General features: G+C 64.2%; 22 protein-coding genes. 2 read left to right on the top strand and 20 right to left on the bottom strand.

Features of this window, described 5'->3' with window-relative positions; translation table 11 throughout:
- Positions 1–2: 2 nt before the first annotated feature.
- Positions 3–1,556, top strand: coding sequence for a putative bifunctional diguanylate cyclase/phosphodiesterase (locus tag ACVMIM_RS07695; RefSeq protein WP_476111451.1), 1,554 nt, complete (start codon positions 3–5; stop codon positions 1,554–1,556).
- Between the two features lie 16 nt (positions 1,557–1,572).
- Here ACVMIM_RS07695 and ACVMIM_RS07690 read toward each other — a convergent pair whose 3' ends face one another.
- From ACVMIM_RS07690 to rimP, 10 genes are all read right to left on the bottom strand, one after another.
- Positions 1,573–2,580: a class I SAM-dependent methyltransferase gene (locus tag ACVMIM_RS07690; RefSeq protein WP_476111450.1), complete on the bottom strand. Its 1,008-nt coding sequence runs from the start codon at positions 2,578–2,580 to the stop codon at positions 1,573–1,575.
- Positions 2,581–2,667: 87 nt separating this feature from the next.
- Positions 2,668–4,818, bottom strand: coding sequence for a polyribonucleotide nucleotidyltransferase (gene pnp / locus ACVMIM_RS07685; protein ID WP_476111449.1), 2,151 nt, complete (start codon positions 4,816–4,818; stop codon positions 2,668–2,670).
- Between the two features lie 377 nt (positions 4,819–5,195).
- Positions 5,196–5,465: a 30S ribosomal protein S15 gene (gene rpsO / locus ACVMIM_RS07680; RefSeq protein ID WP_027165894.1), complete on the bottom strand. Its 270-nt coding sequence runs from the start codon at positions 5,463–5,465 to the stop codon at positions 5,196–5,198.
- 294 nt (positions 5,466–5,759) lie between these two features.
- Positions 5,760–6,854, bottom strand: a complete 1,095-nt coding sequence (gene corA / locus ACVMIM_RS07675) for a magnesium/cobalt transporter CorA (protein WP_476111448.1) — start codon at positions 6,852–6,854, stop codon at positions 5,760–5,762.
- Positions 6,855–6,960: 106 nt separating this feature from the next.
- Positions 6,961–7,920: a tRNA pseudouridine(55) synthase TruB gene (truB, locus tag ACVMIM_RS07670; protein ID WP_476111447.1), complete on the bottom strand. Its 960-nt coding sequence runs from the start codon at positions 7,918–7,920 to the stop codon at positions 6,961–6,963.
- On the bottom strand, positions 7,921–8,337 hold the full coding sequence (gene rbfA / locus ACVMIM_RS07665) for a 30S ribosome-binding factor RbfA (protein WP_476111446.1): 417 nt from the start codon (positions 8,335–8,337) through the stop codon (positions 7,921–7,923). It abuts the gene before it with no gap.
- 124 nt (positions 8,338–8,461) lie between these two features.
- Positions 8,462–11,041 (bottom strand): translation initiation factor IF-2, encoded by a 2,580-nt coding sequence (infB, locus tag ACVMIM_RS07660; protein ID WP_278047397.1) that lies wholly within the window; start codon positions 11,039–11,041, stop codon positions 8,462–8,464.
- Positions 11,038–11,688: an RNA-binding protein gene (locus ACVMIM_RS07655; RefSeq protein WP_476117133.1), complete on the bottom strand. Its 651-nt coding sequence runs from the start codon at positions 11,686–11,688 to the stop codon at positions 11,038–11,040. The genes infB and ACVMIM_RS07655 overlap by 4 nt, the downstream gene beginning before the upstream one ends.
- Before the next feature lie 32 nt (positions 11,689–11,720).
- Positions 11,721–13,316, bottom strand: coding sequence for a transcription termination factor NusA (nusA, locus tag ACVMIM_RS07650; RefSeq protein ID WP_476111445.1), 1,596 nt, complete (start codon positions 13,314–13,316; stop codon positions 11,721–11,723).
- A gap of 46 nt (positions 13,317–13,362) precedes the next feature.
- A complete protein-coding gene (rimP, locus tag ACVMIM_RS07645) occupies positions 13,363–13,995 on the bottom strand; it encodes a ribosome maturation factor RimP (RefSeq protein WP_476111444.1) in 633 nt (210 codons plus the stop codon).
- Positions 13,996–14,189: 194 nt separating this feature from the next.
- Between rimP and ACVMIM_RS07640 the strand changes: the two genes are divergently transcribed.
- Complete coding sequence (locus ACVMIM_RS07640) at positions 14,190–14,396, top strand: hypothetical protein (protein WP_476111443.1); 207 nt, start codon at positions 14,190–14,192, stop codon at positions 14,394–14,396.
- Between the two features lie 74 nt (positions 14,397–14,470).
- Here the strand turns inward: ACVMIM_RS07640 and ACVMIM_RS07635 are convergent, their stop codons facing one another.
- The 10 genes from ACVMIM_RS07635 to ACVMIM_RS07590 all read right to left on the bottom strand — a co-directional run bounded on the left by ACVMIM_RS07635 (position 14,471) and on the right by ACVMIM_RS07590 (position 22,887).
- Positions 14,471–14,980, bottom strand: coding sequence for a GNAT family N-acetyltransferase (locus ACVMIM_RS07635; protein ID WP_040993993.1), 510 nt, complete (start codon positions 14,978–14,980; stop codon positions 14,471–14,473).
- Between the two features lie 3 nt (positions 14,981–14,983).
- Positions 14,984–15,283 (bottom strand): type II toxin-antitoxin system TacA family antitoxin, encoded by a 300-nt coding sequence (locus tag ACVMIM_RS07630; protein ID WP_476111442.1) that lies wholly within the window; start codon positions 15,281–15,283, stop codon positions 14,984–14,986.
- Between the two features lie 62 nt (positions 15,284–15,345).
- Positions 15,346–16,056 (bottom strand): tRNA (guanine(46)-N(7))-methyltransferase TrmB, encoded by a 711-nt coding sequence (gene trmB / locus ACVMIM_RS07625; protein ID WP_476117132.1) that lies wholly within the window; start codon positions 16,054–16,056, stop codon positions 15,346–15,348.
- Positions 16,053–17,318, bottom strand: coding sequence for a methionine adenosyltransferase (metK, locus tag ACVMIM_RS07620; protein ID WP_476111441.1), 1,266 nt, complete (start codon positions 17,316–17,318; stop codon positions 16,053–16,055). Before metK ends, trmB begins: the two co-directional genes overlap by 4 nt.
- Before the next feature lie 165 nt (positions 17,319–17,483).
- The gene (locus tag ACVMIM_RS07615) at positions 17,484–17,903 is read right to left on the bottom strand and encodes a helix-turn-helix domain-containing protein (RefSeq protein ID WP_040993989.1); all 420 of its coding nucleotides are present in this window, start codon (positions 17,901–17,903) and stop codon (positions 17,484–17,486) included.
- Between the two features lie 139 nt (positions 17,904–18,042).
- Positions 18,043–19,629, bottom strand: a complete 1,587-nt coding sequence (gene lnt, locus ACVMIM_RS07610) for an apolipoprotein N-acyltransferase (RefSeq protein WP_476111440.1) — start codon at positions 19,627–19,629, stop codon at positions 18,043–18,045.
- A 94-nt stretch (positions 19,630–19,723) separates the two neighbouring features.
- A complete protein-coding gene (locus ACVMIM_RS07605) occupies positions 19,724–20,194 on the bottom strand; it encodes a VOC family protein (RefSeq protein ID WP_476111439.1) in 471 nt (156 codons plus the stop codon).
- Between the two features lie 13 nt (positions 20,195–20,207).
- Positions 20,208–21,284: a hemolysin family protein gene (locus ACVMIM_RS07600; protein ID WP_476111438.1), complete on the bottom strand. Its 1,077-nt coding sequence runs from the start codon at positions 21,282–21,284 to the stop codon at positions 20,208–20,210.
- Between the two features lie 27 nt (positions 21,285–21,311).
- On the bottom strand, positions 21,312–21,809 hold the full coding sequence (gene ybeY, locus ACVMIM_RS07595) for an rRNA maturation RNase YbeY (RefSeq protein ID WP_476111437.1): 498 nt from the start codon (positions 21,807–21,809) through the stop codon (positions 21,312–21,314).
- Between the two features lie 85 nt (positions 21,810–21,894).
- A complete protein-coding gene (locus ACVMIM_RS07590; RefSeq protein ID WP_278047781.1) occupies positions 21,895–22,887 on the bottom strand; it encodes a PhoH family protein in 993 nt (330 codons plus the stop codon).
- Positions 22,888–22,995 lie beyond the last annotated feature (108 nt).

The raw sequence follows: 22,995 nt of genomic DNA, 5'->3' as shown, positions 1-22,995 counted from the left end.
GCATGCCTGCAGTCAGCAATCCCAAACGGACTCCGCTGTTCCGGCTGATCACCATCGCCAGCTCGGGCATGGGCAGTTTCATCCTTGGACTATGGGGGCTGCGGTTCGGCTTCGGCGACGGCATGGCCGGCATGCCGGCCGAAACGATGGGCGGCGTCATCGCCGCGCTCTGCGCTTTAGCCGCGGGCGGTGCCGCGCTGTCGTTCTTCGCGGGCGTCGATGAATCGGCGGCCTATGTCTTTAAGGAAACCCATATCGACAAGCTCACCGGCCTTTTGTCGCGCCAGGCCGTGGTCGGTAAAATAGCCGAGGCCGCCTCCGGGACGATTCGAACCGGCGAGCCGGTGTTCCTGATCGACATCGATATCGACCGCTTCAAGCAGATCAACGACGCCATCGGCTATAGCCAGGGCGACGAACTGATCCGCGCCTTCACCAACAGGCTGAAGGAGAATATGCCAAAGAATGTAACGATCGGGCGCATCGGCGCCGGCGAGTTCGCCGTACTGCTGCCTGACCGCGAGATCAGGGGTTCGATCGAACGGCTCATCGAGAAGCTCATCAATGAGATGATGGAGCCCTACCAGTTGCGGAGCCATCTGCAGTCGGTCAGCCTGTCGATCGGCATCGTGGCGATGCCAAAGGACGGCGTCGACCCGGTGCTCATCCTGCGCCGCTCAAACCTGGCGCTGCAAAACGCACGCGCCAGCGGCATCGGCAACTGGTCCGTCTTCCACGCCGACATGGGGCGCGTGGCGGATTACCGGCAGTGGATCGAGTCGGAACTGAAGACCGCTTTCGACCGCGGCGACTTCAGCCTCCACTACCAACCGCAGTTCGACCTGCCGAGCGGCCGTGTCGTCGGTTATGAGGCGCTGATCCGCTGGAAGCATCCGGAGCGCGGCATGATCCCGCCGATGGAGTTCATTCCGATCGCCGAGGAAACCGGCATGATCAACCCGATCGGCGAATGGGTGCTGCGCAAGGCCTGCAGCGACGCAAAATATCTGCCGCAGGACTGCTTCGTCGCCGTCAACATCTCGCCGGTCCAGTTCATGACCAGGGATTTCGTCGGCATCGTGCGGGAAGTGATGGAATCGACCGGCATCAAGCCGTCGCGGCTGGAGCTCGAGGTCACCGAGACGGCGATGATGCAGGATCGCGAGCGCGCCGCGGCGATCCTGGAGCAGCTTGCCGATATGGGAATCTCCGTGGCCGTCGATGATTTCGGCACGGGCTATTCCAATTTGAGCTACCTGATCGATTTCTCCTTCGGCAAACTGAAGATCGACCGCTCCTTCGTCAGCCGCATCGACAGCGACTCCAGCTCCGGCGCGATCGTTTCGACCATTGTCGGCCTGTCGCGGGCGCTGGGCGTCGGCATCATCGCCGAGGGCGTGGAGACCGAGAACCAGGCGACGCTGCTTCGGGCCGCCGGCTGCGAGGTGGTACAGGGCTATCTGTTCGGCCGGCCGGCGCCGCTCAAGGTCGAGCTCGGCGAAGCGCGGCCCGCCTTCGGCACGCATGAGCCGGCCCGCATCGTCAGCGTGCAGTAAAGCACCAACAGGCGTTTCAGCGGCGCGCCGAAAACACCTTGAACATGCCGTCGCGGGCGATCTCGGCATGACTGGCGAAGGCTGCCGAGAGCACCTGTTCGTAAGGAAGCTGTCGGTTGGCGACCATGAACAGGCCGCCGCCCGGTTTCAGCGCCTTCGACGCCGCGCGGATCATGCCGGCGCCGATTCCTGGCTCGGCGGCGCGGCCGCTGTGGAAAGGCGGGTTCATGACGATCGCGTCGTAGCGCCGTTCGACCGCCTCGGTGAGAAGATCGATCCAGAAGAAGCGCGGCTGGATGACACCGTGGACGTTCAGCCTGGCCGCCTCCAGGGCCTCGAAATCAGCTTCGTAGAGATCGAGCGCGGTGAGGCCTTGCTGGCGCTGCAGGACTTCCGCCGCCAGATAACCCCAGCCGGCGCAGAAATCGGCGACATTGCCTTTGAGATCGTCAGGCAGGTTCGCGGCCAGCAGTTTCGAACCGGCATCGATCCGATCGAAGGAGAACATGCCAGGCGCGGTTTTGAAGCCGCCTTCGATGACATGGTCGGGGTTGCCGGCGCGCAGCGCCACGGCTGTCTCCGTGCCGGTCCGCCGGAACCAGAAAGCAACGCCGTGATGCTTCGGCAGATGGCCTTCGAGCGGCGCCAGCATGTTGATCCGCTTGCGCAGGCTGTCGACGCCGTCATCCTTGCTGCCGGCAACGACGACAGGCGCGCCCGGAGCGGTTCGCTCGACCGCTTCGGCGATGCGCAGCTCATTTTGACCGCGATGGCGGCCGGCGAGCACGAGAGCGATATCGTAGCCCTCGCCCTCCGCACGCGGCGTGACCGTGTGGCCGGACGCCTGCAAGGCGCGAGAATGTGGCCTGAAACCCTGCACGAGATGCAGCGCCGCCTCGAAGCCAGCAGGCAGACGGAAGCCGGGCTCGGCGCCTAGAAAAAGCACGCGGGCATTCTTCCGCGGCAGAGGCAGCGCCTCGGCCTCGAACGGATAAAACAGCGTCTTCAGCGGCTCCGCGGCCATTCGCATACCCTTCAAGCAAAACGGGCGCCACCTCGCGGCGCGCCCGTCTTGAACTTATCCGATCCGGGATTTACCCGGCCAGGCCGGTCAGGCGGCGTCTTCCTCGCCTTCGGCCTTCTTCTTTTCCTGGACGATTTCCTTGCCGGTCGCCTGGTCGACCACCTTCATCGACAGGCGGACCTTGCCACGCTCGTCGAAGCCCATCAGCTTGACCCAAACCTTGTCGCCTTCCTTGACGACGTCGGAGGTCTTGGCGACGCGCTCATTGGCGAGCTGCGAGATGTGGACGAGACCATCGCGAGGGCCGAAGAAATTGACGAACGCGCCGAAGTCGGCCGTCTTGACGACGGTGCCTTCGTAGATCTCGCCGACTTCCGGCTCGGCGACGATGGTGTGTATCCACTTCTTCGCCGCCTCGATCTCCTTGGCGTTCGCCGAAGCGATCTTGACGGTGCCGTCGTCCTCGATGTTGATCTTGGCGCCGGTCTTCTCGACGATCTCGCGGATCACCTTGCCGCCGGAGCCGATGACGTCGCGGATCTTGTCGGTCGGGATATGCATGACCTCGATGCGCGGCGCGAACTCGCCGAGCTCGGAGCGGGCGCCGGAGATCGCATGCGCCATCTCACCCAGAATATGCAGGCGGCCATCCTTGGCCTGGGCAAGCGCGATGCCCATGATCTCCTCGGTGATGCCGTCGATCTTGATGTCCATCTGCAGCGAGGTGACGCCGTTGGCGGTGCCCGCGACCTTGAAGTCCATGTCGCCGAGGTGGTCCTCGTCGCCCAGAATGTCGGAGAGCACCGCAAAGCGCTCGCCTTCCTTGATCAGGCCCATGGCGATGCCGGCCACGGGCTTGGCGATCGGCACGCCGGCATCCATCAGCGCCAGCGAGGTGCCGCAGACGGTCGCCATCGAGGACGAGCCATTGGATTCGGTGATCTCCGAGACGACGCGCAGCGTGTAGGGGAACTGCTCGGCATTGGGCAGCATCGGATGGATGGCGCGCCAGGCCAGCTTGCCATGGCCGATCTCGCGACGGCCCGGCGAGCCCATGCGGCCGGTCTCACCGACCGAATAGGGGGGGAAGTTGTAGTGGAGAAGGAACTTCTCCTTGTACATGCCGGTCAGCGAATCGACGAACTGCTCATCCTCGCCGGTGCCCAGCGTGGCAACGACCAGCGCCTGGGTTTCGCCGCGGGTGAACAGCGCCGAACCATGGGTGCGCGGCAGGACGCCGACCTCGGAGACGATCTTGCGGACCGTCTTGAGATCGCGACCGTCGATGCGCGAGCCGGTGTCGAGGATGTTCCAGCGCACGACCTTGGCCTGGAGTTCCTTGAAGACGGTGCCGATCTGCTCGGAGGTATACTTGGCTTCCTCGCCTTCGGCCGGAGCGAACGCGGCCTTGACCTTCGCCTTGACGGCGTCGACCGCGGCATAGCGCGACTGCTTGTCGGTGATCTTGTAGGCCTCGCGAAGCTCGTCGCCGACGACCTTCAGCATCTCGCCTTCGAGCTCGGAATAATCCGGCGCGGTGAAGTCGCGCGGCTCCTTGGCGGCGACCTCTGCCAGCTTGATGATGGCGTCGATGACCGGCTGGAAGCTCTTGTGGCCGAACATGACGGCGCCGAGCATCAGATCCTCGGAGAGTTCCTTGGCCTCGGATTCGACCATCAGCACGGCGTCGGCGGTGCCGGCCACGACGAGATCGAGCTTGGATTCCTCCATCTCGTCGATATGCGGATTGAGCACGTATTCGCCGTTGATGTAGCCGACGCGGGCGCCGCCGATCGGGCCCATGAAGGGTACGCCCGAAAGCGTGAGCGCGGCGGAGGTGGCGACGATCGACAGGATATCCGGGTCGTTCTCGAGGTCATGCTGGACCACGGTGACGACGATCTGGGTATCGTTCTTGTAGCCGTCGGCGAAAAGCGGGCGGATCGGACGGTCGATCAGCCGCGAAACCAGCGTTTCCTTCTCGCTCGGACGGCCCTCGCGCTTGAAATAGCCGCCCGGAATCTTGCCGGCGGCATAGGTCTTTTCCTGGTAGTTGACGGTAAGCGGGAAGAAATCGAGGCCGGGCTTCGGCTCCTTCATCGAGACGACGGTGGCGAGAACGACGGTCTCGCCATAGGTGGCGAGCACCGCGCCGTCAGCCTGACGCGCGATCTTGCCGGTTTCCAGAATGAGCGGACGCCCGCCCCATTCGATTTCCACTTTGTGTTGATTGAACATATCTTGTCCTTCATATGCGGAAAGGGCCGCGCCGTCCTAACGGTCGCGGGTTCTCCCTTCCTGGCTTCCTTCGGGCAGCCACGGGCAAGACAACGGGAAGCTCGATAAGGTCCGGCTCACAAGCCGAGCGAGCATCCTGCAATCCTGCCCCATGACCGTCCATGGGCGGTTCCGAATGGCCCTCTGCGCGTTCGGAACCGGGTTTGGCCGATTGATCGGCCAGCTTTGCGCATGACGCCGGAAATCGCTGTTTCCGGGACGCGCCCTGCGCGAATACGAATTTCACGAGCGCATCGCGCCCAGACATTATCACACCGGCTCATCCGATGTGCCAATGCGCGACCGGCGGGCCCTATGAGAGCCCGCCGGTCAATTCGTCAGCGACGCAGACCGAGCTTGTCGATCAGCGTCTGATAGCGCGCGTCATCCTTGCGCTTGAGATAGTCAAGCAGGCTGCGGCGCTGGGAGACCAGGGCAAGCAGGCCACGGCGGGAATGGTTATCCTTCTTGTGGTCCTTGAAGTGCTCGGTCAGGTTCTTGATGCGCTCGGAAAGGATGGCAACCTGGACTTCCGGAGATCCGGTGTCGCCCTTGGCGGTTGCGAATTCGGTCATCAATTCCTTCTTGCGATCGGCAGTGATCGACATCGTGCTTTTCCTTATCTGTTGGAGGAAACGGGACGCCCACAGCCGGGATGTCGTCCAGCAGGGGCCGGTGCAAGCAACGCGTCAGGGCGCGAAGCTGCGGCGCATATAGTGCAATTCCGGAAAAAACACCAGCCCAATTGTCAAGCCGGCTTGTCGCAGGTTGTGGTTGCGAAAACCAAAGCATGTCTCCCGAAAGTGGGAAGCGGTTTCGGGGCAAGACATGCGCAAAATCAAAAGCCTAAAACCAGGGAGCGAATCTGAAAAATCGCGACGCGCTTCACGCTAACTCAAAGGCTACAGCCACTTTTTCCATTTGAAGAACGCGATCAGGCCGACCGCAACGATCGCCATGAACATGAGCGAGGCCGGATAGCCGTAATAGGCCTTCAGCTCGGGCATGTTCCAGGGCGAGCTTTCCGGATCGAAATTCATGCCCCAGACGCCGACCAGGAAGGTCAGCGGCATGAAGATCACCGAGACGATGGTCAGATAGGAAATGACGTCGTTGGTACGGGCCTGGGTAAGCGAGACATGCATCTCGATCAGGCCGGTGAGCATGTCGCGCTGGTTCTCGACCAGCTCGATCAGGCGCAGCGAATGATCGAGCGTGTCGTTGAAGAATATCTTGGTCTCGGCCTTCACGAAGGGCACGTCGTTGCGGATCAGCGTCGCCAGCGCGTCGCGCATCGGCCACAGCACGCCTTTCAGCACGTTGGCGTCGCGCCGCAGTTCATGCAGTTGCCGCATCTGGTGCTTGTGCGGCTTGTTCAGCATCTCGTCCTCGATGCCGTCGACCGTTTCGCTCGCCGCCTCGATGGGCGGGAAATAGCTATCGACGATGGCATCGATCAGCGCGTAGGCGAGATAATCGGCGCCTCGCGAGCGGAGCCGGTTGGGCATCCCGCCGGCAATGCGCTTGCGCACCGGATCGAACGGATCGCCCTCGCGCTCCTGGAACGTGACGACGAAATTGCCGCCGAAAAACAGCGCGATCTGCTCGTAGCGATGCGCGGTGACGTCGTCGATCATGCGCATGACGACGAAGGCATGACCCTCGTAGAAATCCACCTTGGGCCGCTGTCCGGTGTTGACGACATCCTCCAGCGCCAGCGGGTGCAGGTCGAAAATGCGGCCGATCTCCTCGATCAGCGGGATGTTGGCAAGCCCTGTGCAATCCAGCCAGACGACAGGCCATTTCTCACAATGGGTGTTGAGATCGTCGATCGAGGCATTGTCGATTGTTTTGTATTTCTCGGGTGAGATCAGCGTCAGCCGAAGCTCGCTGCGCCGTGCCGCCGGATCGGCGATAAGCGTGCCGGGCGACGCGCCGACCGGTGGCCGACGGGTTTTCAGCGGCGCCCTTTTCTTGCCAGTGTCAGCCTTTGCCATGAGTTCCCGCGGCTTTCGCGCTCAGCCGGAGATTAGAGCGATTCCAGGAGAAGTGTGCAGCAGTTTCCGTCCGGGATTACGCGAACAACAAACACCTGCACCGGATTCACCCGGCAAAGACCCGCTTGGGCTTGAACATGCCCTGCTCGATGGCGCCGATGGCGACGAGCCTGCCGCGCGCGGTGGCGCAGGCCTCCTCGGCCTCGACCGGCGCGTCGCGGCCGCGAATGATGACGGGGTTGCCGAGGCGGATCTTGGTTGCTGCGTCGTCGCTGACGGCGACCTGCGGCAGGCAGTCGAGCGCCGCCGCCGTTTCGACAAGCAACGCGTCGATAGCGCTGAAATCGACCGGAGCCGCGTCTTCGTCCAGGCCCGCTTCTGCCTTGTCGCCGAAGCGGGCCGCTTCGAGCTCGGCGACGGTGACGAAATCGTCCGCCGTGAACGGCTCGACCTCGACGCGCCGCAGCTCGGCGATATGGCCGAAGCAGCCGAGGTCGCGACCCATGTCGCGGGCCAGCGAGCGCACATAGGTGCCCTTGCCGCATTCGACCTCGAAGACGGTTTTGTCAGCGCCATGCTCGACGATGTCGAGGCGGCCGATCTCGATCTCACGCGCCGGGATCTCGACCGTCTCACCGTCGCGGGCCAGGTCGTAGGCGCGCTCGCCGGCGATCTTGATGGCCGAGAATTGCGGCGGCGTCTGCATGATGACGCCGGTGTATTTCGGCAGCAGCGCCCGCACCTCGGCCTCGGCCGGGCGGCGGTCGGAGCTGTCGGTCACCGGACCTTCGAGGTCGTCGGTCGAGCGCTCCTCACCCCAGGCGACGGTGAAGCGGTAGACCTTGGCGCCGTCCTGCACATAAGGCACGGTCTTGGTCGCCTCGCCAAGCGCGATCGGCAGCATGCCGGAGGCGAGCGGGTCGAGCGTGCCGGCATGGCCTGCCTTCTCGGCCTGGAACAGCCACTTGATCTTGGACACGGCCTCGGTCGAGCCCATGCCCACCGGCTTGTCCAGCACCACCCAGCCGGAGACCGGCCGCCCCTTTTTCTTGCCGCGACGCGCCACCTAGTTCTCGTCCTTGTCGTTGTTCTTGCCGTCGCCGAGATCGCGCGCGACTTCGGGCGATCTCAGCAGTTCATTGATCTTGGCGAAATTGTCGAAGGAGGTATCGAGCCGGAAGCGGAACTCCGGCATGTACTTCATCTGCCTCAACGCGCCGGAGACACGGCCGCGGATGAATTTCGCATGCCTGTTGAGCGCCTCGACCACGGCGCTGTCGTCGCCCGCGCCAAGCGGCGAGACGAAGGCGGTGGCGATCTTGAGGTCGGGCGACATGCGCACTTCGGAGACCGACACGACGCTGTTCTCGATCACCGGGTCGATGATCTCGCCGCGCTGCAAGGTCTCGGAGAGCGCATGGCGCACCTGCTCGCCGACGCGCAGCATGCGCTGGGAGGGGCCTGACTGTGTCGAACGGGACATATTCTTCGGTCCTGAAATCGTGGAGCGCGGGATTGGACCACGCCGCATGTCTCAAAATGCATGAGCGGTCTGGGCGGCAGCCTTGCGGCCGCCGCCCGTTTCATTCCGGCAAGTATACCCGAATTTAGAGCGTCCTGCTCACCATCTCGACGCGGAAGCACTCGATGATGTCACCGACGCGCATGTCCTCGTAGTTCTGGAAGGCCATGCCGCATTCCTGGCCGGCCGGCACTTCCGAAACCTCGTCCTTGAAGCGCTTGAGCGTTTTCAGCGTGCCTTCGTGGACGACGACGTTGTCGCGGATCAGGCGCACGCCGGCACCACGCTCGACCTTGCCTTCGGTGACGCGGCAGCCGGCGATCTTGCCGACCTTCGAGATGTCGAAGATCTCGAGGATCTCCGCATTGCCGATGAAGGTCTCGCGGCGCTCCGGCGAGAGCATGCCGGAAAGGGCCGCCTTCACGTCGTCGACGAGGTTGTAGATGATCGAGTAGTAGCGGATCTCGATGCCCGCGGAGGCGGCCGCGGTGCGCGCCTGCGCGTTGGCGCGGACGTTGAAGCCGATGATTGCGGCACCCGACGTCTCGGCCAGCGAGACGTCGCTTTCGGTGATGCCGCCGGCGCCCGAATGAACGATCCGCACCCTGACCTCGTCGTTGCCGAGCTTTTCGAGAGCGGCATTGATCGCCTCGATCGAGCCCTGCACGTCGCCCTTGACGACCAGCGGGAACTCCTTCAGCCCGCTCGTCTGCAACTGCGACATCATCTGCTCGAGCGAGCCGCGCTGGCCGGCATGCTTGGCCACCGCCTTCTCGCGCGCCAGGCGCTGACGGTATTCGGTGATCTCGCGGGCGCGCGCCTCGTTGTTGACGACGGCGAAGCGGTCGCCTGCCTGCGGCGTGCCCTGAAGGCCGAGCACCTCGACCGGCATTGCCGGCGGTGCTTCCGGAACATGCTCGCCGCGGTCGTTGACCAGCGCGCGCACACGGCCCCATTCGTTGCCGGCGACGAGGATGTCGCCCGGCATCAGCGTGCCGGTCTGCACCAGGACGGTGGCGACAGGGCCGCGGCCCTTGTCGAGCTTGGCCTCGATCACCGCGCCTTCGGCGGTGCGGTCCGGATTGGCCTTGAGGTCGAGGATTTCAGCCTGCAGCAGGATCGCCTCAAGCAGCTTGTCGATATTGGTGCCCTTGGTCGCCGAGACTTCGACGTCCAGCACCTCACCGCCCATCGACTCGACGAACACCTCATGGCGCAGCAGCTCGGCGCGCACCTTCTGCGGATCGGCGTCGCGCTTGTCGATCTTGTTGATCGCCACGATGATCGGCACGCCGGCCGCCTTGGCGTGGTTGATCGATTCGATCGTCTGCGGCATCACGCTGTCGTCAGCCGCCACCACCAGCACCGCGATGTCGGTGACCTGGGCGCCGCGGGCACGCATGGCCGTGAAGGCAGCGTGGCCGGGCGTGTCGATGAAGGTGATCTTCTGACCGTTCTTCTCGACCTGGTAGGCACCGATATGCTGGGTGATGCCGCCGGCCTCGCCGGAGACGACATTGGCGTTGCGGATGGCGTCGAGCAGCGAGGTCTTGCCGTGGTCGACATGGCCCATGATGGTCACGACAGGCGGGCGCGAGACCAGGTCTTCCTCGCGGTCGGCGATGTTGAACAGGCCTTCCTCGATGTCGGATTCGGCGACGCGGCGGACCGTGTGGCCGAATTCGGAAGCCACCAGCTCGGCCGTGTCGGCGTCGATGACGTCGCCCGGCTTCATCATCTGGCCCTGCTTCATGAAGAACTTGACCACATCCACGGCGCGCTCGGACATGCGCTGCGCCAGCTCCTGGATGGTGATGGTTTCAGGCAGGATCACTTCACGCATGACTTTCTCGCGCGGCTCATTATGCATCGCGCGTTTGAACTTCTCCTGGCGGCGGCGCATCGACGACAGCGAGCGTCCGCGCGCGTCGTCGTCCGACAGCGCCGAGTTCAGCGTCAGCTTGCCGCGGCGGCGGTCGTCCTCACCCTTGGCGGGCCTGGCCGGACGAGCCACTTCGGGCGTGGCGAGGCGGCGCGCCGGCGCGCTGGCCGGACCACCGGCGCCTGAGCGCCTGGGCTTCACCTCTTCCTCGTCATCGGCCGCGGCGACGTCGGCGGCCAGCGGCGCGCGACGGCGAGCCTCTTCCTCGGCGCGGCGCCGGGATTCAGCCTCGGCCTGGAGGCGCGCTTCTTCCTCGGCCTGACGGCGCGCGGATTCCTCGCGCTCGCGCTTGCGGCGTTCTTCCTCCTCGGCGCGGCGCTTGGCATCTTCCAGAGCACGCTGGCGATCCTCCGCCTCGCGAGCCTTGGACCCCTCCAGCGCCCTGCGGCGCGCCTCCATCTCGCCGCGCGAGAGTTCATTCAGAACCATGCCGGAACGCTCCGGCGGCGGAGGCGGCGCCTTGGGCGCTTCCTGCACGGCAGGCGCGGCGGCGACAGGAGCCGCGGCGGGCTTAGGCGCGAAGACGGACGGCGCCGCCGGCTCCGGCTTGTCGCCAGGCAGCGAGAACTTGCGCTTCTTGGTCTCGACCACGACCGACTTGGTACGGCCATGCGAGAAATTCTGGCGCACGGTGCCCTGCTCGAGGCCGGGGCGCTTCAGCGTCAAGGTCTTCTTCGGCGTAACGCTCAACGTCTTGTCGTCGCCCGATTTCGTATCGTTCATTCCATATCCTCTGCGGCATCATCTTCGTCAGCAACGGCCGCAAGCATTGCCAGATCGTTCGGGGTACCGCCCCGATATCGGTCGAGCGCAACAACGCGCTTCTCAACCGCCAGTCCCGCGTCCTGCGCGAGGACGGCAGCATGTATCACATTTGTACCCCCCAATGCCAAGCTCAACTCGGCCTCGGGAAAAAGTTTGTAGGCAAGGATGGCGGGACCGCCGAGATGGACGGTTGCCCGCCGCGCCTGACTGATCTTACGGACGCCATCGTCCGAGGCCTCGGTCGCATGCAGCACGAGCAACGCCTGCCCGTCGCGCACCGCGCTCTCGACCTTGGCGGCGCCAAGAACGACGGCGCCCGCCTTGCGAGCAAGGCCGAGCATGCCCAGAGCGGATCTGGAGAGCAGCCCGTCAACCATGCCGCCGATATCGGGCGGAACGGTCACCTGTGCCTTGAAAGCACGGGCAAACAGGTTCTTCGCCGCTGCCTTGTCGATATGTAGGCGATCGGCGGCGACCCAGCAACCGCGGCCGGGCAGATTTCTCTTGATGTCCGGAACGACGGCCGAATCGGGGCCGACGACGAAGCGGATCAGCTCATCCGCTTCGGCCTGCCTGCGCGTAACGATGCAAGTGCGATCGTTCATCTCGTCCACGGGCTTTGCGATTGGTGGTCACCTCACGCACCGACGGTTTCGCCGGCCGCGGCCTGCTCGGCGGCGAGCTCTTCCTCGGTGATCCAGCCGGCCTGCTTGCGGGCGGCAAGCACCATCTGCTCGGCCTCGGCGCGCGAGACGCCGTGGTTGGCGAGCACGCCCGGATAGACCTTGGTCTCGCCGTCCTTACGCTCTTTCCAGCCGATCAGGTCGTCCGCGGCATAGCCGGCGAAATCCTCGATGGTCTTCACGCCGTCCTCGCCGAGCGTCACCATCATGGCGGTGGTGATGCCGGGAATCTCGCGCAGCTCGTCCTTGACGCCCAGCGCCTTGCGCCTTGCGTCGTGCTCGGCCTCGATCTTTTCCAGATATTCGCGGGCGCGGGTCTGGATCTCCGAAGCGGTGTCCTCGTCGAAGCCGTCGATCGAGGAGATTTCGCCCGAATCGACATAGGCAACTTCCTCGACGCTGGTGAAGCCTTCGGAGGCGAGCACCTGGCCGACCATCTCGTCGACGTCGAGAGCTTCCATGAAGAGCGCCGAACGCTCGACGAACTCCTTCTGGCGCCGCTCGCTCTCCTCCTGCTCGGTCAGGATGTCGATATCCCAGCCGGTGAGTTGCGAGGCGAGCCGCACGTTCTGGCCGCGGCGGCCGATGGCCAGCGACAGCTGGTCGTCCGGCACCACCACCTCGATGCGCTCGGCGTCCTCGTCGAGCACCACCTTGGCGACCTCGGCCGGCTGCAGCGCGTTGACGATGAAGGAAGCGGCCGAAGGCGACCATGGAATGATGTCGATCTTCTCGCCCTGCAACTCGCCGACCACCGCCTGGACGCGGCTACCGCGCATGCCGACGCAGGCGCCGACCGGATCGATCGAGGAGTCCCGCGAGATGACGGCGATCTTGGCGCGCGAGCCCGGATCGCGGGCGACCGACTTGATCTCGATGATGCCGTCGTAGATTTCCGGCACTTCCATGGTGAAAAGCTTGGCCATGAACTGCGGATGGGTGCGCGACAGGAAAATCTGCGGCCCGCGCTGCTCGCGGCGCACGTCATAGACATAGGCCCGGACGCGGTCGCCATATTTGTAATTCTCGCGCGGGATCAGCTCGTCACGGCGTATGATCGCCTCGCCACGGCCGAGGTCGACGATGACGTTGCCGTATTCGACACGCTTGACGGTGCCGTTGACGATCTCGCCGATGCGGTCCTTGTATTCGTCATACTGCCGGTCGCGCTCGGCCTCGCGCACCTTCTGCACGATGACCTGCTTGGCTGACTGGGCGGCAATGCGGCCGAAATCCATCGGCGGCAGCTGCTCGGCGATGAAGTCGCCGATCTGGGCGTCGGGGTTGCGCTCGCGGGCCGTGGAAAGCGCGATCTGAGTCGCGTAGTCCTCGACCTTCTCGACCACTTCCATCAGCCGCTGCAGCTTCATCTCACCGGTGTTCGGGTTGATGTCGGCGCGGATGTTGGTCTCCTGGCCGTAGCGAGAGCGCGCCGCCTTCTGGATCGCATCGGCCATGGCGGCGATGACGATCTGCTTGTCGATCGACTTTTCACGCGCGACCGCATCGGCGATCTGCAGCAGTTCAAGCCTGTTGGCGCTTACTACCATTGTCTTTCTCCCGATTTCGCGCCGGGCGCACGGCCCGGCTACTCAATCAACTTTCCTGTTCGGTTTCGTTTTCTTCATCCGCGCCGGCGTCTTGCGCTTCGCCGCGGCGTTTCCTGGCTTCCTTGCGCGCCCGGTTGTCCTTCGACAGGGCATCGCGGATGAGATCGTCGGTCAGCACCAGCCGGGCCTCGGCGATCGCGTCATAAGGCACGCGCACCGTCGGCTCCTGGCCATAGGCCGCCTTGTCGCGCTCGACCAGGATGCCGTCGGCGTCAACCTCGGCGATCTTGCCCTTGAAGCGCTTGCGGTCGCCGATGAGGATCGACGTCTCCAGCTTGACCAGATGGCCGGTCCAGGTGGTGAAATCCGATTTGCGCACCAGCGGCCGGTCGATACCGGGCGAGGACACTTCGAGATGATACGCCTTTTCGATCGGATCTTCGACATCGAGCGCCGGCGACACCGCGCGGCTGACCTCTTCGCAATCCTCGACGGTCATGGTGCCGTCTTCGCGCTCGGCCATGATCTGCAGCGTCAGCCCGTTCTGGCCGGTCAATTGCACCCGCACAAGACGGAAGCCGATGGCCTTGAGCACCGGCTGCACGATCAGCGCAATACGCGCATCGATGCCGCTTTCGCGGATGATACGGTCGTCGGCCTCGCTTGCCGTTGCAGTCATCAGATCCCTGTCGCTCTTTGGCTTCCGGCCGGCGGGTAATAAAAAAGAGCGGGACCGGGTGGACCCACTCTTCGTCATACCGACCAAGAATTTGAGGCTGATATAGACGATCCCGACTTGTGTTTCAAGCCTACAGGCAGCCTTGGGCGAAGTGTGCCCGAAGCGGGCAGGGTTGCACGCCGGGCATGGCGCCCATGCTGCAGGCCGCCTTGCAACCAACGGCGGGCCGCACCCATCTATGTTGCATTCAAAAGAAAAGGACGCGCGCGGTGGCGCGCGAAGTTGGCTATATGGACCGTGGATTGTTTTTCTTCATTAACGATTTCTTCAACACATTCGGCAGCGCGGCAGCCGCGGCGCGGGCCGCCGGGCCGGCCGCAAGCCGCGCCGCGACGACCTGAAGAAGCTTGGAATCGATCCGGGCGCTTTCGATCGGATCGGCCGCTTCTAACCGCATCTCGTCGCACGCGGCGCCTTACCTTCGGGCCTCCACGAGCGACGCGGCGATTGCCGCGATGGAACGAAACAAGACAAGCGGATCGTCCCTCGTCGGGAGAAATCCCCGGTGCTGCCAGAATTGCGCCGCTTCCGCATCGACTGCATTGACCATCAGCGCGCGTCCTCCGATCAGTTCCGCCGCCTGAACGCAGCGCTGAAGGGCATGCTTTACCAGGCCCGTGCCGATGCCGCGCCCAGCCCATCCGATATCGGTCGCAAGCTGGCCAAGGAGCAGGCACGGCACCGGATCGGGCGGTTGCCCCGTGCGGATCGACCGAGGCAGGATCGACGGCACGACGGCCGTCGGCGCCAACCCGTAGTATCCGACCACCCGGCCGGCTTCGTGGACAACGAGAACGGCCGTAAAGCCCTTCTCCTGGTTGGAGAGCGCGCGGCTCTTCAGCCATTCATCAAGCGCAGGCTTCCCGCAGGAAAATCCGGATACGTCGTGAACTGCGGTAAGCGGTTCGGGAGCCGATAAGGCCACTGGTCAGCGCTTCGTGGTGTGACCAGCTTCCCACGGTGCGGGCCGCTTTGCCAGTTCCACCAGGTCGGGAACCGGAGCGGCCGGAGTTGACAGGACTTGCATGAACTCAGCGAATCCTTCCGCGCTCATGCGGACAAGACGGTTGTCCATCAGCACATCCTCGGCTGCGCGCACGGCGGCATCGCGCACGAAATCCGTGCGGGACCGGCCCCGGAGACGGGCGGCACGATCGATCATCGCCACGTCCGCTTCCGGCAGGCGCATCGAGATCGGGTATTCCTTGCGTTCAACCGTGGCGGCCATAATTGTCTCCTTGCAGCAATATAGCGCCCGTAGCGGCAAATGCAATACAGAGCACCGCCCAACTATTTCCGGACAAAGGTGAGATAGGCAGGCCGCCGTCCCTCGCGGATGGCCTTGGCCTCGTAGCGCGTGCCGGGCCAGCCTTCATAGGGCCGGTGCCAGTCGGCAGCGTTCTCGGCTTGCCAAGCGAAGGCGCCGTGATCGCGGCAGGCAAGCAGCGTCCAGTTCACATAGCTGTCGATGTCGGAGGCGAAACGGAACCTGCCGCCGGCTTTCAGCACCCGGGCAAATCGCGCGAGATTGGCGGCGCCGACGAAGCGCCGCTTCCAGTGCTTCTTCTTCGGCCATGGATCGGGATAGAGCAGGTCGATGCCGTCGAGCGATCCTGGCGGCAGCCAGTCGAGCAGTCGCGTGGCGTCGTCGTCATAGACCCTGAGGTTGGCGAGCGGCGTCTTGCCGAGCGCCGTCATCATTTTGGCCATGCCGTTGACGAAAGGCTCGACGCCGATGAAGCCGGTCTCCGGCGCCTCCGTGGCGCGATGCAGGAGGTGCTCGCCGCCGCCGAAGCCGATTTCCAGCTGCAGCGCCGAAACCTGTGCCTTGAACAAGGTCCTGAGATCCGCCGGCGCTTGCGCCGTCAGGTCGATGCGGTATTCGCGCAGGCCGCTTTCGAGGGCGATCGCCTGCTGCGGGCGTATGGTTTTGCCGTGCCGGCGGCCGAAGAATCCTTCGGTCGCCCGGCTCGGCCTGTCCTTTGCGTCCGCTGGCGTCAGGCGGCGACGGCGTCCTTGAGCGCCTTGGCGAGATCGGTCTTCTCCCAGGAGAAGGAGCCGTCACGGCCGGCCTTGCGGCCGAAATGGCCGTAGGACGAGGTTTTTGCATAGATCGGCTTGTTGAGGTCGAGGTGGCGGCGGATGCCCGACGGCGACAGGTCCATCACCTTGCGCAGCGCCTCTTCGAGCTTCGATTCCTCGACCTTGCCGGTGCCGTGCAGGTCGACATAGATCGACAGCGGCTGGGCGACGCCGATGGCGTAGGAGAGCTGGATGGTGCACCGGTCGGCAAGCTTGGCCGCGACCACGTTCTTGGCGAGATAGCGCGCCGCATAGGCCGCCGAACGGTCGACCTTGGTGGTGTCCTTACCCGAGAAGGCGCCGCCGCCATGCGGTGCCGCGCCGCCATAGGTGTCGACGATGATCTTGCGGCCGGTGAGGCCGGCATCGCCGTCAGGCCCGCCGATGACAAACTTGCCGGTCGGGTTGATGTACCAGTTGCAGTCGTCGGCGATCTTCAAGTCGCCAAGCGCTTCGCGGATATAGGGCTCGACCACCTTGCGGACCTTCTTGGAGTCCCAGCTCGCATCGAGATGCTGGGTGGAGAGCACGATCTGCGTGACCTCGGCGGCCTTGCCGTCGGCATAGCGCACGGTGACCTGGCTCTTGGCGTCGGGGCCGAGCTTGCCGGCCTCGCCATTGCCTTCATGGCGTGCCGCGGCCAGCAATTCGAGAATCTTATGGCTGTAGTAGATCGGCGCCGGCATCAGGTCGGGCGTTTCACGGCAGGCGTAGCCGAACATGATGCCCTGATCGCCCGCGCCTTCCTCGCCCTGGCGATCGGCGGCGTTGTCGACGCCCTGGCCGATGTCGGGCGACTGGCCATGCAGCAGCACGTCGATCTTGGCGGTCTTCCAGTGGAAGCCGGACTGCTCGTAGCCGATCTCGCGGATCGCCTTGCGGGCAACAGACTTGAACTTGGCCGGATTGACTACGGGGTGGCCGGACGCGTCCTTGAGGATGTTGCCCGCCTTGTCCTTCTTCAAAAGCGTGTCCGGAACGCGGACCTCGCCGGCGATGACGACACGGTTGGTGGTGGCCAGCGTCTCGCAGGCGACGCGCACCTTCCACGGATCCATGCCTGTCTTCTTGGCTTCGCGATAGACCAGATCGACGATCTCGTCGGAGATACGGTCACAGACTTTGTCGGGATGACCCTCGGAGACGGATTCCGAGGTGAAAAGATAATTCTGCCGCGTCACGGGTGTCCCCTCTTGAAAAAAATCGGCAGGGCTGCCGATTTTGGCGCGCCACGTGTTAGCGGTGCCGGGCGCCGCTCGTCAAGCGGCGCGACGGATCTGGCATGAATGTAGGCAAGGTCGGCTATGCCACCGGCGGCAGGACCCCGCTGGCGGCATAGGTAAAAGTCAATCGGCGTCGTCGGCGGAGAGCGCCTTCACCAGATCGATGATCCGGCGGCGCACCTTGACGTCGCCGATCTTGACGAAAGCCCGGTTGAGCTGAAGCCCTTCGGGACTGCCGCAGAATTCGACGGCGAAGGCCATCGAGGAGTCTTCGGCAAATCCCCGATTGCCGCCGGTCTCCTCGCCCGGGGCATCCTCGAAGAAGAAGGCGACGGGAACGCTTAGGATGGAGGCGATCGCCTGCAGACGGCTGGCGCCAACCCTGTTCGTGCCCTTCTCGTACTTCTGGATCTGCTGAAAGGTGATGCCGAGATTTTCACCCAGCTTTTCCTGGCTCATTCCAAGCATATTGCGACGTAGCCGGATGCGACTCCCGACATGGATGTCGATCGGATTCGGCTTCTTCTTGTTCTCTTCTGTCATTTTTTCCTCGCCGAATTTTTCCGGCTTTTTCTATTTTGTTCCGCCATACGAAGCCGGAGCCACCTGCCCCAACAGAACCCTCCAACCGACTTCGAGAAAATTTTAGGCGTTACAGTATGAGTTTCTAATGTGCCGACTGTCAATTGACCCGTAGCCGCTGCCTTACATTCAATGTGAAGGCCGCCAGCGCAAACACCAACATGATCAGCAATCCGTTAATGCGCCGCCGGTCGGGAGACAGGAGGGCACCCCCAGAGACCGGCACATGCGCTTCGATGGCGCCGCGCGCGTCGACGGCAAGCGCATCGACGATGCGCCCGTGCGAATCGACGACTGCGGAGATGCCGTTGTTGGCCGCGCGCAACAGCGGCAATCCATTCTCCACCGCACGGATCTGGGCCTGCCTGAAGTGCTGATACGGGCCCGGCGTGTCGCCAAACCAGGCGTCGTTGGTGACGTTCACAATTACGTCAGATGACGCAGCGTCGACGGCGACAAGATCGGGGAAAATCACCTCGTAGCAGATGAACGGAGCTGCGCGCAGGCCACCCGGCACGCCGATCGGATGCCGCCCGTTGCCGGCAGCGAAATTCATCGGTCCGGCAACGAGCTGGCCGATGCCGAAGCGTTCGAAAAGATCGGCGAAGGGCAGATACTCGCCAAAGGGCACCAGATGCACCTTGTCGACGGCATCGACGATCTCGCCCTTGTCGTTTATCGCCACGACGGAATTGTAATAGCGGCTGCCGGCATTCGCCGATCCGCCCTCCTCGCGCACGACACCGGCAATCAGCATCTGGCCGTCGGCCAGCATGTCGCCCAATGCCGTCAGAGCGTCCGGACGCTCGGTGAACAGGAACGGCACCGACGTCTCCGGCCACAGGATGAGCTGCGGCTTGGCGTGCCCTTCTTCCGGCGCTTTCCCCGATATCCCCAGCAAAGTTGCGAAGATGCGGTCGCGCACCGAGGCGTCCCACTTTTCGCTGAGATCGACCGCGGGCTGGACGATGCGGACATCGATCGAGCGTGTCGGTTTCACCGGGGTGGCGAGCCTGAAATAGCCGAAGCCGACATGGGCGGTGACGAGGATGACGAACAAGGCAATGCCCAGCCTGAGATGCCGGCGCGCCGCGACCAGCGCGGGCAGCGAAAACAGGAAGACCGCGAGCGCGTTCATGCCGATCATTCCGGTCACCGACACGCTCTGCATCAGGAGCGGCACAGGCATCGCTGCGTAGCCGACGGCGTTCCAGGGAAAGCCGGTGAAGAGGAAGTCGCGCAGCCATTCGGCAAGGCCGAAGCCGAAGGCAAGGGCGGTGATGCGGCCGATATCGCTGCTCCAGAACAGCCGCGCCACGACCGTCGCAAAGCCATAGAAAGAAGCGAGCGCAAAGGGGATGCCGACCACGGCGAAGGGCAAGGCCCAGGCAAAGCTGTCGGCCTCGACCAGCAATGCCTGGCCGATCCACCAGAGACCGGCGAGGAAGTAGCCGAAGCCGAACCACCAGCCGGTGGCGAAAGCCGGCCTCAAGCGCTTGAGCCAGCCGTCGGAAGCCTCGCCGGTGGCGCCGTCGAGCAGCCAGACGAGCACCGGAAACGAAACGAAGCAGACGGCGAAGAAGTCGTAAGGCGCCTGGGCGAGCACCGCCAGCGCCCCCGCGGCAAACGCCACCAGCGACCGCCGCCACCCCCACAGCAGAATTATCCGGCCGGCAAAGCGCTGCATCAAGCTTCCCAAGTCGCGCGAATCAGGGAGCTAGAGATTTAACAGGCTGTACCGCCCGATCCAAACCCGGATAAACGCCGCTGATACGGTCCCGCTATCTATGCCAGCCTTCGATGCGCAGGCCGCTCAGTCGCTCTGCCTCGTCCTTGGGCACGACACGCACGGTGCGGGTGAATGTCCAGACATGGCCTTCGGGGTCGCGGGCGCGATATTGGCGCTCGCCGTAGAAATGATCGGCGGGCTCCTCGACGATCTCCGCGCCTGCCGCGCGCGCCTGCTCGCAATGAGCGTCAAGGTCTTGCTGCAAACGGATATAGACGGCTTGGGTGTTCCTGCCGCCGACGGAGGCCGGGCTGGCGACACGCTCATCCCATTCGGAATCGACGATGATGTAGCCGTCGCCGAAACGCATTTCGGCATGCACGAGCCGGCCGTCGGCATCGCTCACCAGCATGCTCGGCTCGAAGCCGAAGGCCGCCTGCAGCCACGCCAAAGCAGCGCGCGGATCCCGGTAGAAGACGCCCGAACCAAAGGTGGCGTGCTTGAAGGGATCGTCCATCGGCATCAGGCGAACAGGCTCAGGCCTGTTCGGCGCGGGCCGCGCGGCGGCGCTGCCGCTCGCCCTTCTGGCTCTGCACGATGCGCACGCGCTTGACGCGGCGCGGGTCGGCGTCGAGCACATGGAACTCGAAGCCCGGGATAGCCTGCACGACTTCGCCCCTGGCCGGGACGCGGCCAAGCGTGTTGAAGATCATGCCGCCGATTGTGTCGACATATTCGCCATGCTCGCCGGCGGCGAAATCGCCGCCGATCATCTTGGCGACCTCGTCGATCTCGGCCTTGCCGTCGACGACGAAGACGCCGTCGCCGGTCTGCGTGATCATCGGCTCGTCGTCGTCGTGCTCGTCCTCGATGTCGCCGACCACCATCTCGACGATGTCCTCCAGCGAGGCGAGGCCGTCGGTGCCGCCATATTCGTCGATGACCAGCGCCATCTGCGTGCGCGTCGTCTGCATGCGGCCCATCAGGTCGGAGGCGAGCATCGAGGGCGGCACGAACAGCACCTGGCGGATCAGATTGAGATCGCCGATGGTGCGCGCGAGATCGACCTGCGAGAGGTCGAGCGCCGTCGTCGCCGGCGCCTTCGCCCTGGTGCGGCCCCTCCTGACGCGGGCGACCTTGGTGATATGGGCGAGCACGTCGCGGATGTGGACCATGCCGCGCGGATCGTCGAGCGTCTCCGAATAGACCGGCATGCGCGAATGGCCGGACTGCTCGAAAAGGCCAAGCAGGTCGCCAAGGGTGGTGTTGATCTCGACCGCCTCGATATCGGCACGCGGCACCATGACATCCTCGACCCGCACTTCGCGCAGGCGCAGGATGTTGTTGAGCATGGCGCGTTCGCCGGGCGAGAAGGATTCGGCATCGGTCGCCGTTTCGGCAAGCGCGCCGGCGATCTCCTCGCGCAGGCTGGTGCCGTTGCGGTGCCGAAACAGGCCGAGCACGCGGTCGAAGAGGGAAGGACCGGCATGCGTCGGCTCGGCGGCCGCGCTGCCGGTGGGAATACTCGGACTTGAGCCCTCTTCCGTCTTTTCGGAAGGCTTGGCAGCACTGCCGGCGTCCGGGCGGGCGGCAGTCTCTGGTGTGTCGTTCATCGCCATCAGGTCAATTGAGCTTTTTTGTTACGCGTAGGGATCGGGAATGGCAAGCCTCGCAAGCGCCGCGCGCTCGATCGCCTCCATCTCCTCCGCCTCGGCCTCGGTCTCGTGATCATGGCCCAAAAGATGCAGCAGGCCATGGATGACGAGATGGGTGATATGGTTCTCGAGCGGCTTGTCTTCCAGGGCGGCCTCTCGCGCGACGGTCTCGGAAGCCAGCACGATATCGCCCAGCATCGGCGGCAGCTTGCCGCCTTTGGGGAAGGAAAAAGCCGGGAAAGACAAGACGTTGGTGGGCTTGTCCTTGCCGCGCCACTCGGCGTTGAGCGCCCGGATATGGGCATCGTCGGAAAAAACGACGCTAAGCTCGGAAGCGCCGCCCGCGCCAGTCTCGGCAAGGGCGGCCGCAACGGCGCGATCGACGAGACGCGTCAATTCGGCCTCCGCAGCCCAATCGCCGGCCTCGACGAAGACATCGATATCGACCGGCGTTTCGCCGCCAAATTCCGGATTTTGCGCCATAGGGGGCTATCTTTATTTTGACCATGATCTTTCCCGAAAACCGCGCACATTTCGCTGACGCGGTCCTTCGGTTCGGGATCATGCTCTAGCTCTCGGCGCCGAGCCCTCGCGCCAGCTTGCCGTCGCGATCGTAGGCCTTGACGATCTCGGCCACCAGCGGGTGGCGCACCACGTCGCCCTCGTTGAAGCGGACCGTGACGATGCCAGGCACGCCGTCGAGGATGCGCAGCGCCTCGACAAGGCCCGACTTGGTGTTGGGCGGCAGGTCGATCTGGCTCGGATCGCCGGTGACGATCATGCGTGAGTTCTCGCCGAGACGGGTCAGGAACATCTTCATCTGCATCTGCGTCGTGTTCTGCGCCTCGTCGAGGATCACAGCCGCATGCGCCAGTGTGCGGCCGCGCATGAAGGCCAAGGGCGCGATCTCGATGACCTCGGCTGCGATCGCCCGCTCAACCTTGTCGGCCGGCATCATGTCGTAGAGCGCGTCGTAGAGAGGTCTGAGATACGGGTCGACCTTCTCCTTCATGTCGCCGGGCAGGAAGCCAAGCCGCTCGCCGGCCTCGACCGCCGGGCGCGACAGCACGATGCGCTCGACCATGCCGCGTTCCAGCAGCATGGCCGCATGCGCCACCGCAAGATAGGTCTTGCCGGTACCAGCCGGGCCGATGCCGAAGACCATTTCCGAGCGCTCCAGCGCCCGCATATAGGCGTCCTGCGTCAGCGAACGGGCATAGATCGTCTTCTTGCGGGTCGAGATCTGGGCGGCCGAGACCTTGCCCTTGCGCTCCAGGGTCGGCAGCGTCAGCTGGTCATCGGCGGCAATCGCCATGCGCACGGCACCGTCGACATCCGACTGGCCGATGTCGGCCCCCTTTTGCAGGATGCCGTAGAGCGTATCCAGCGCGCGGCGCGCCTGTTCGGCGGCCGAAGCCGAGCCCTTGATCGCGAGCTGGTTGCCGCGCGAACGGATGTCCACGCCGAGCTTCTGCTCGAGCCGGGCCAGATTCTCGTCGAACTGACCATAAAGGGCGCTGGCAAGCTTGTTGTTGTCGAAGGTCAGTACGATGTGCGCCATGTCGGAAGCCCCGGTCGCCTGGTTCTGGGGCGGATTCTTCAGTTCGGCAGCGCTCAACCGTCTCTCCTCATCTGCCGAGGCTTGCGGCTATGCGTGTCGTTGCCCCAA

The organism is Mesorhizobium sp. USDA 4413 (assembly GCF_056280365.1).
Note: the sequence above shows the minus strand (reverse complement) of the source record. Positions and strands in the feature narration are given on the sequence as shown.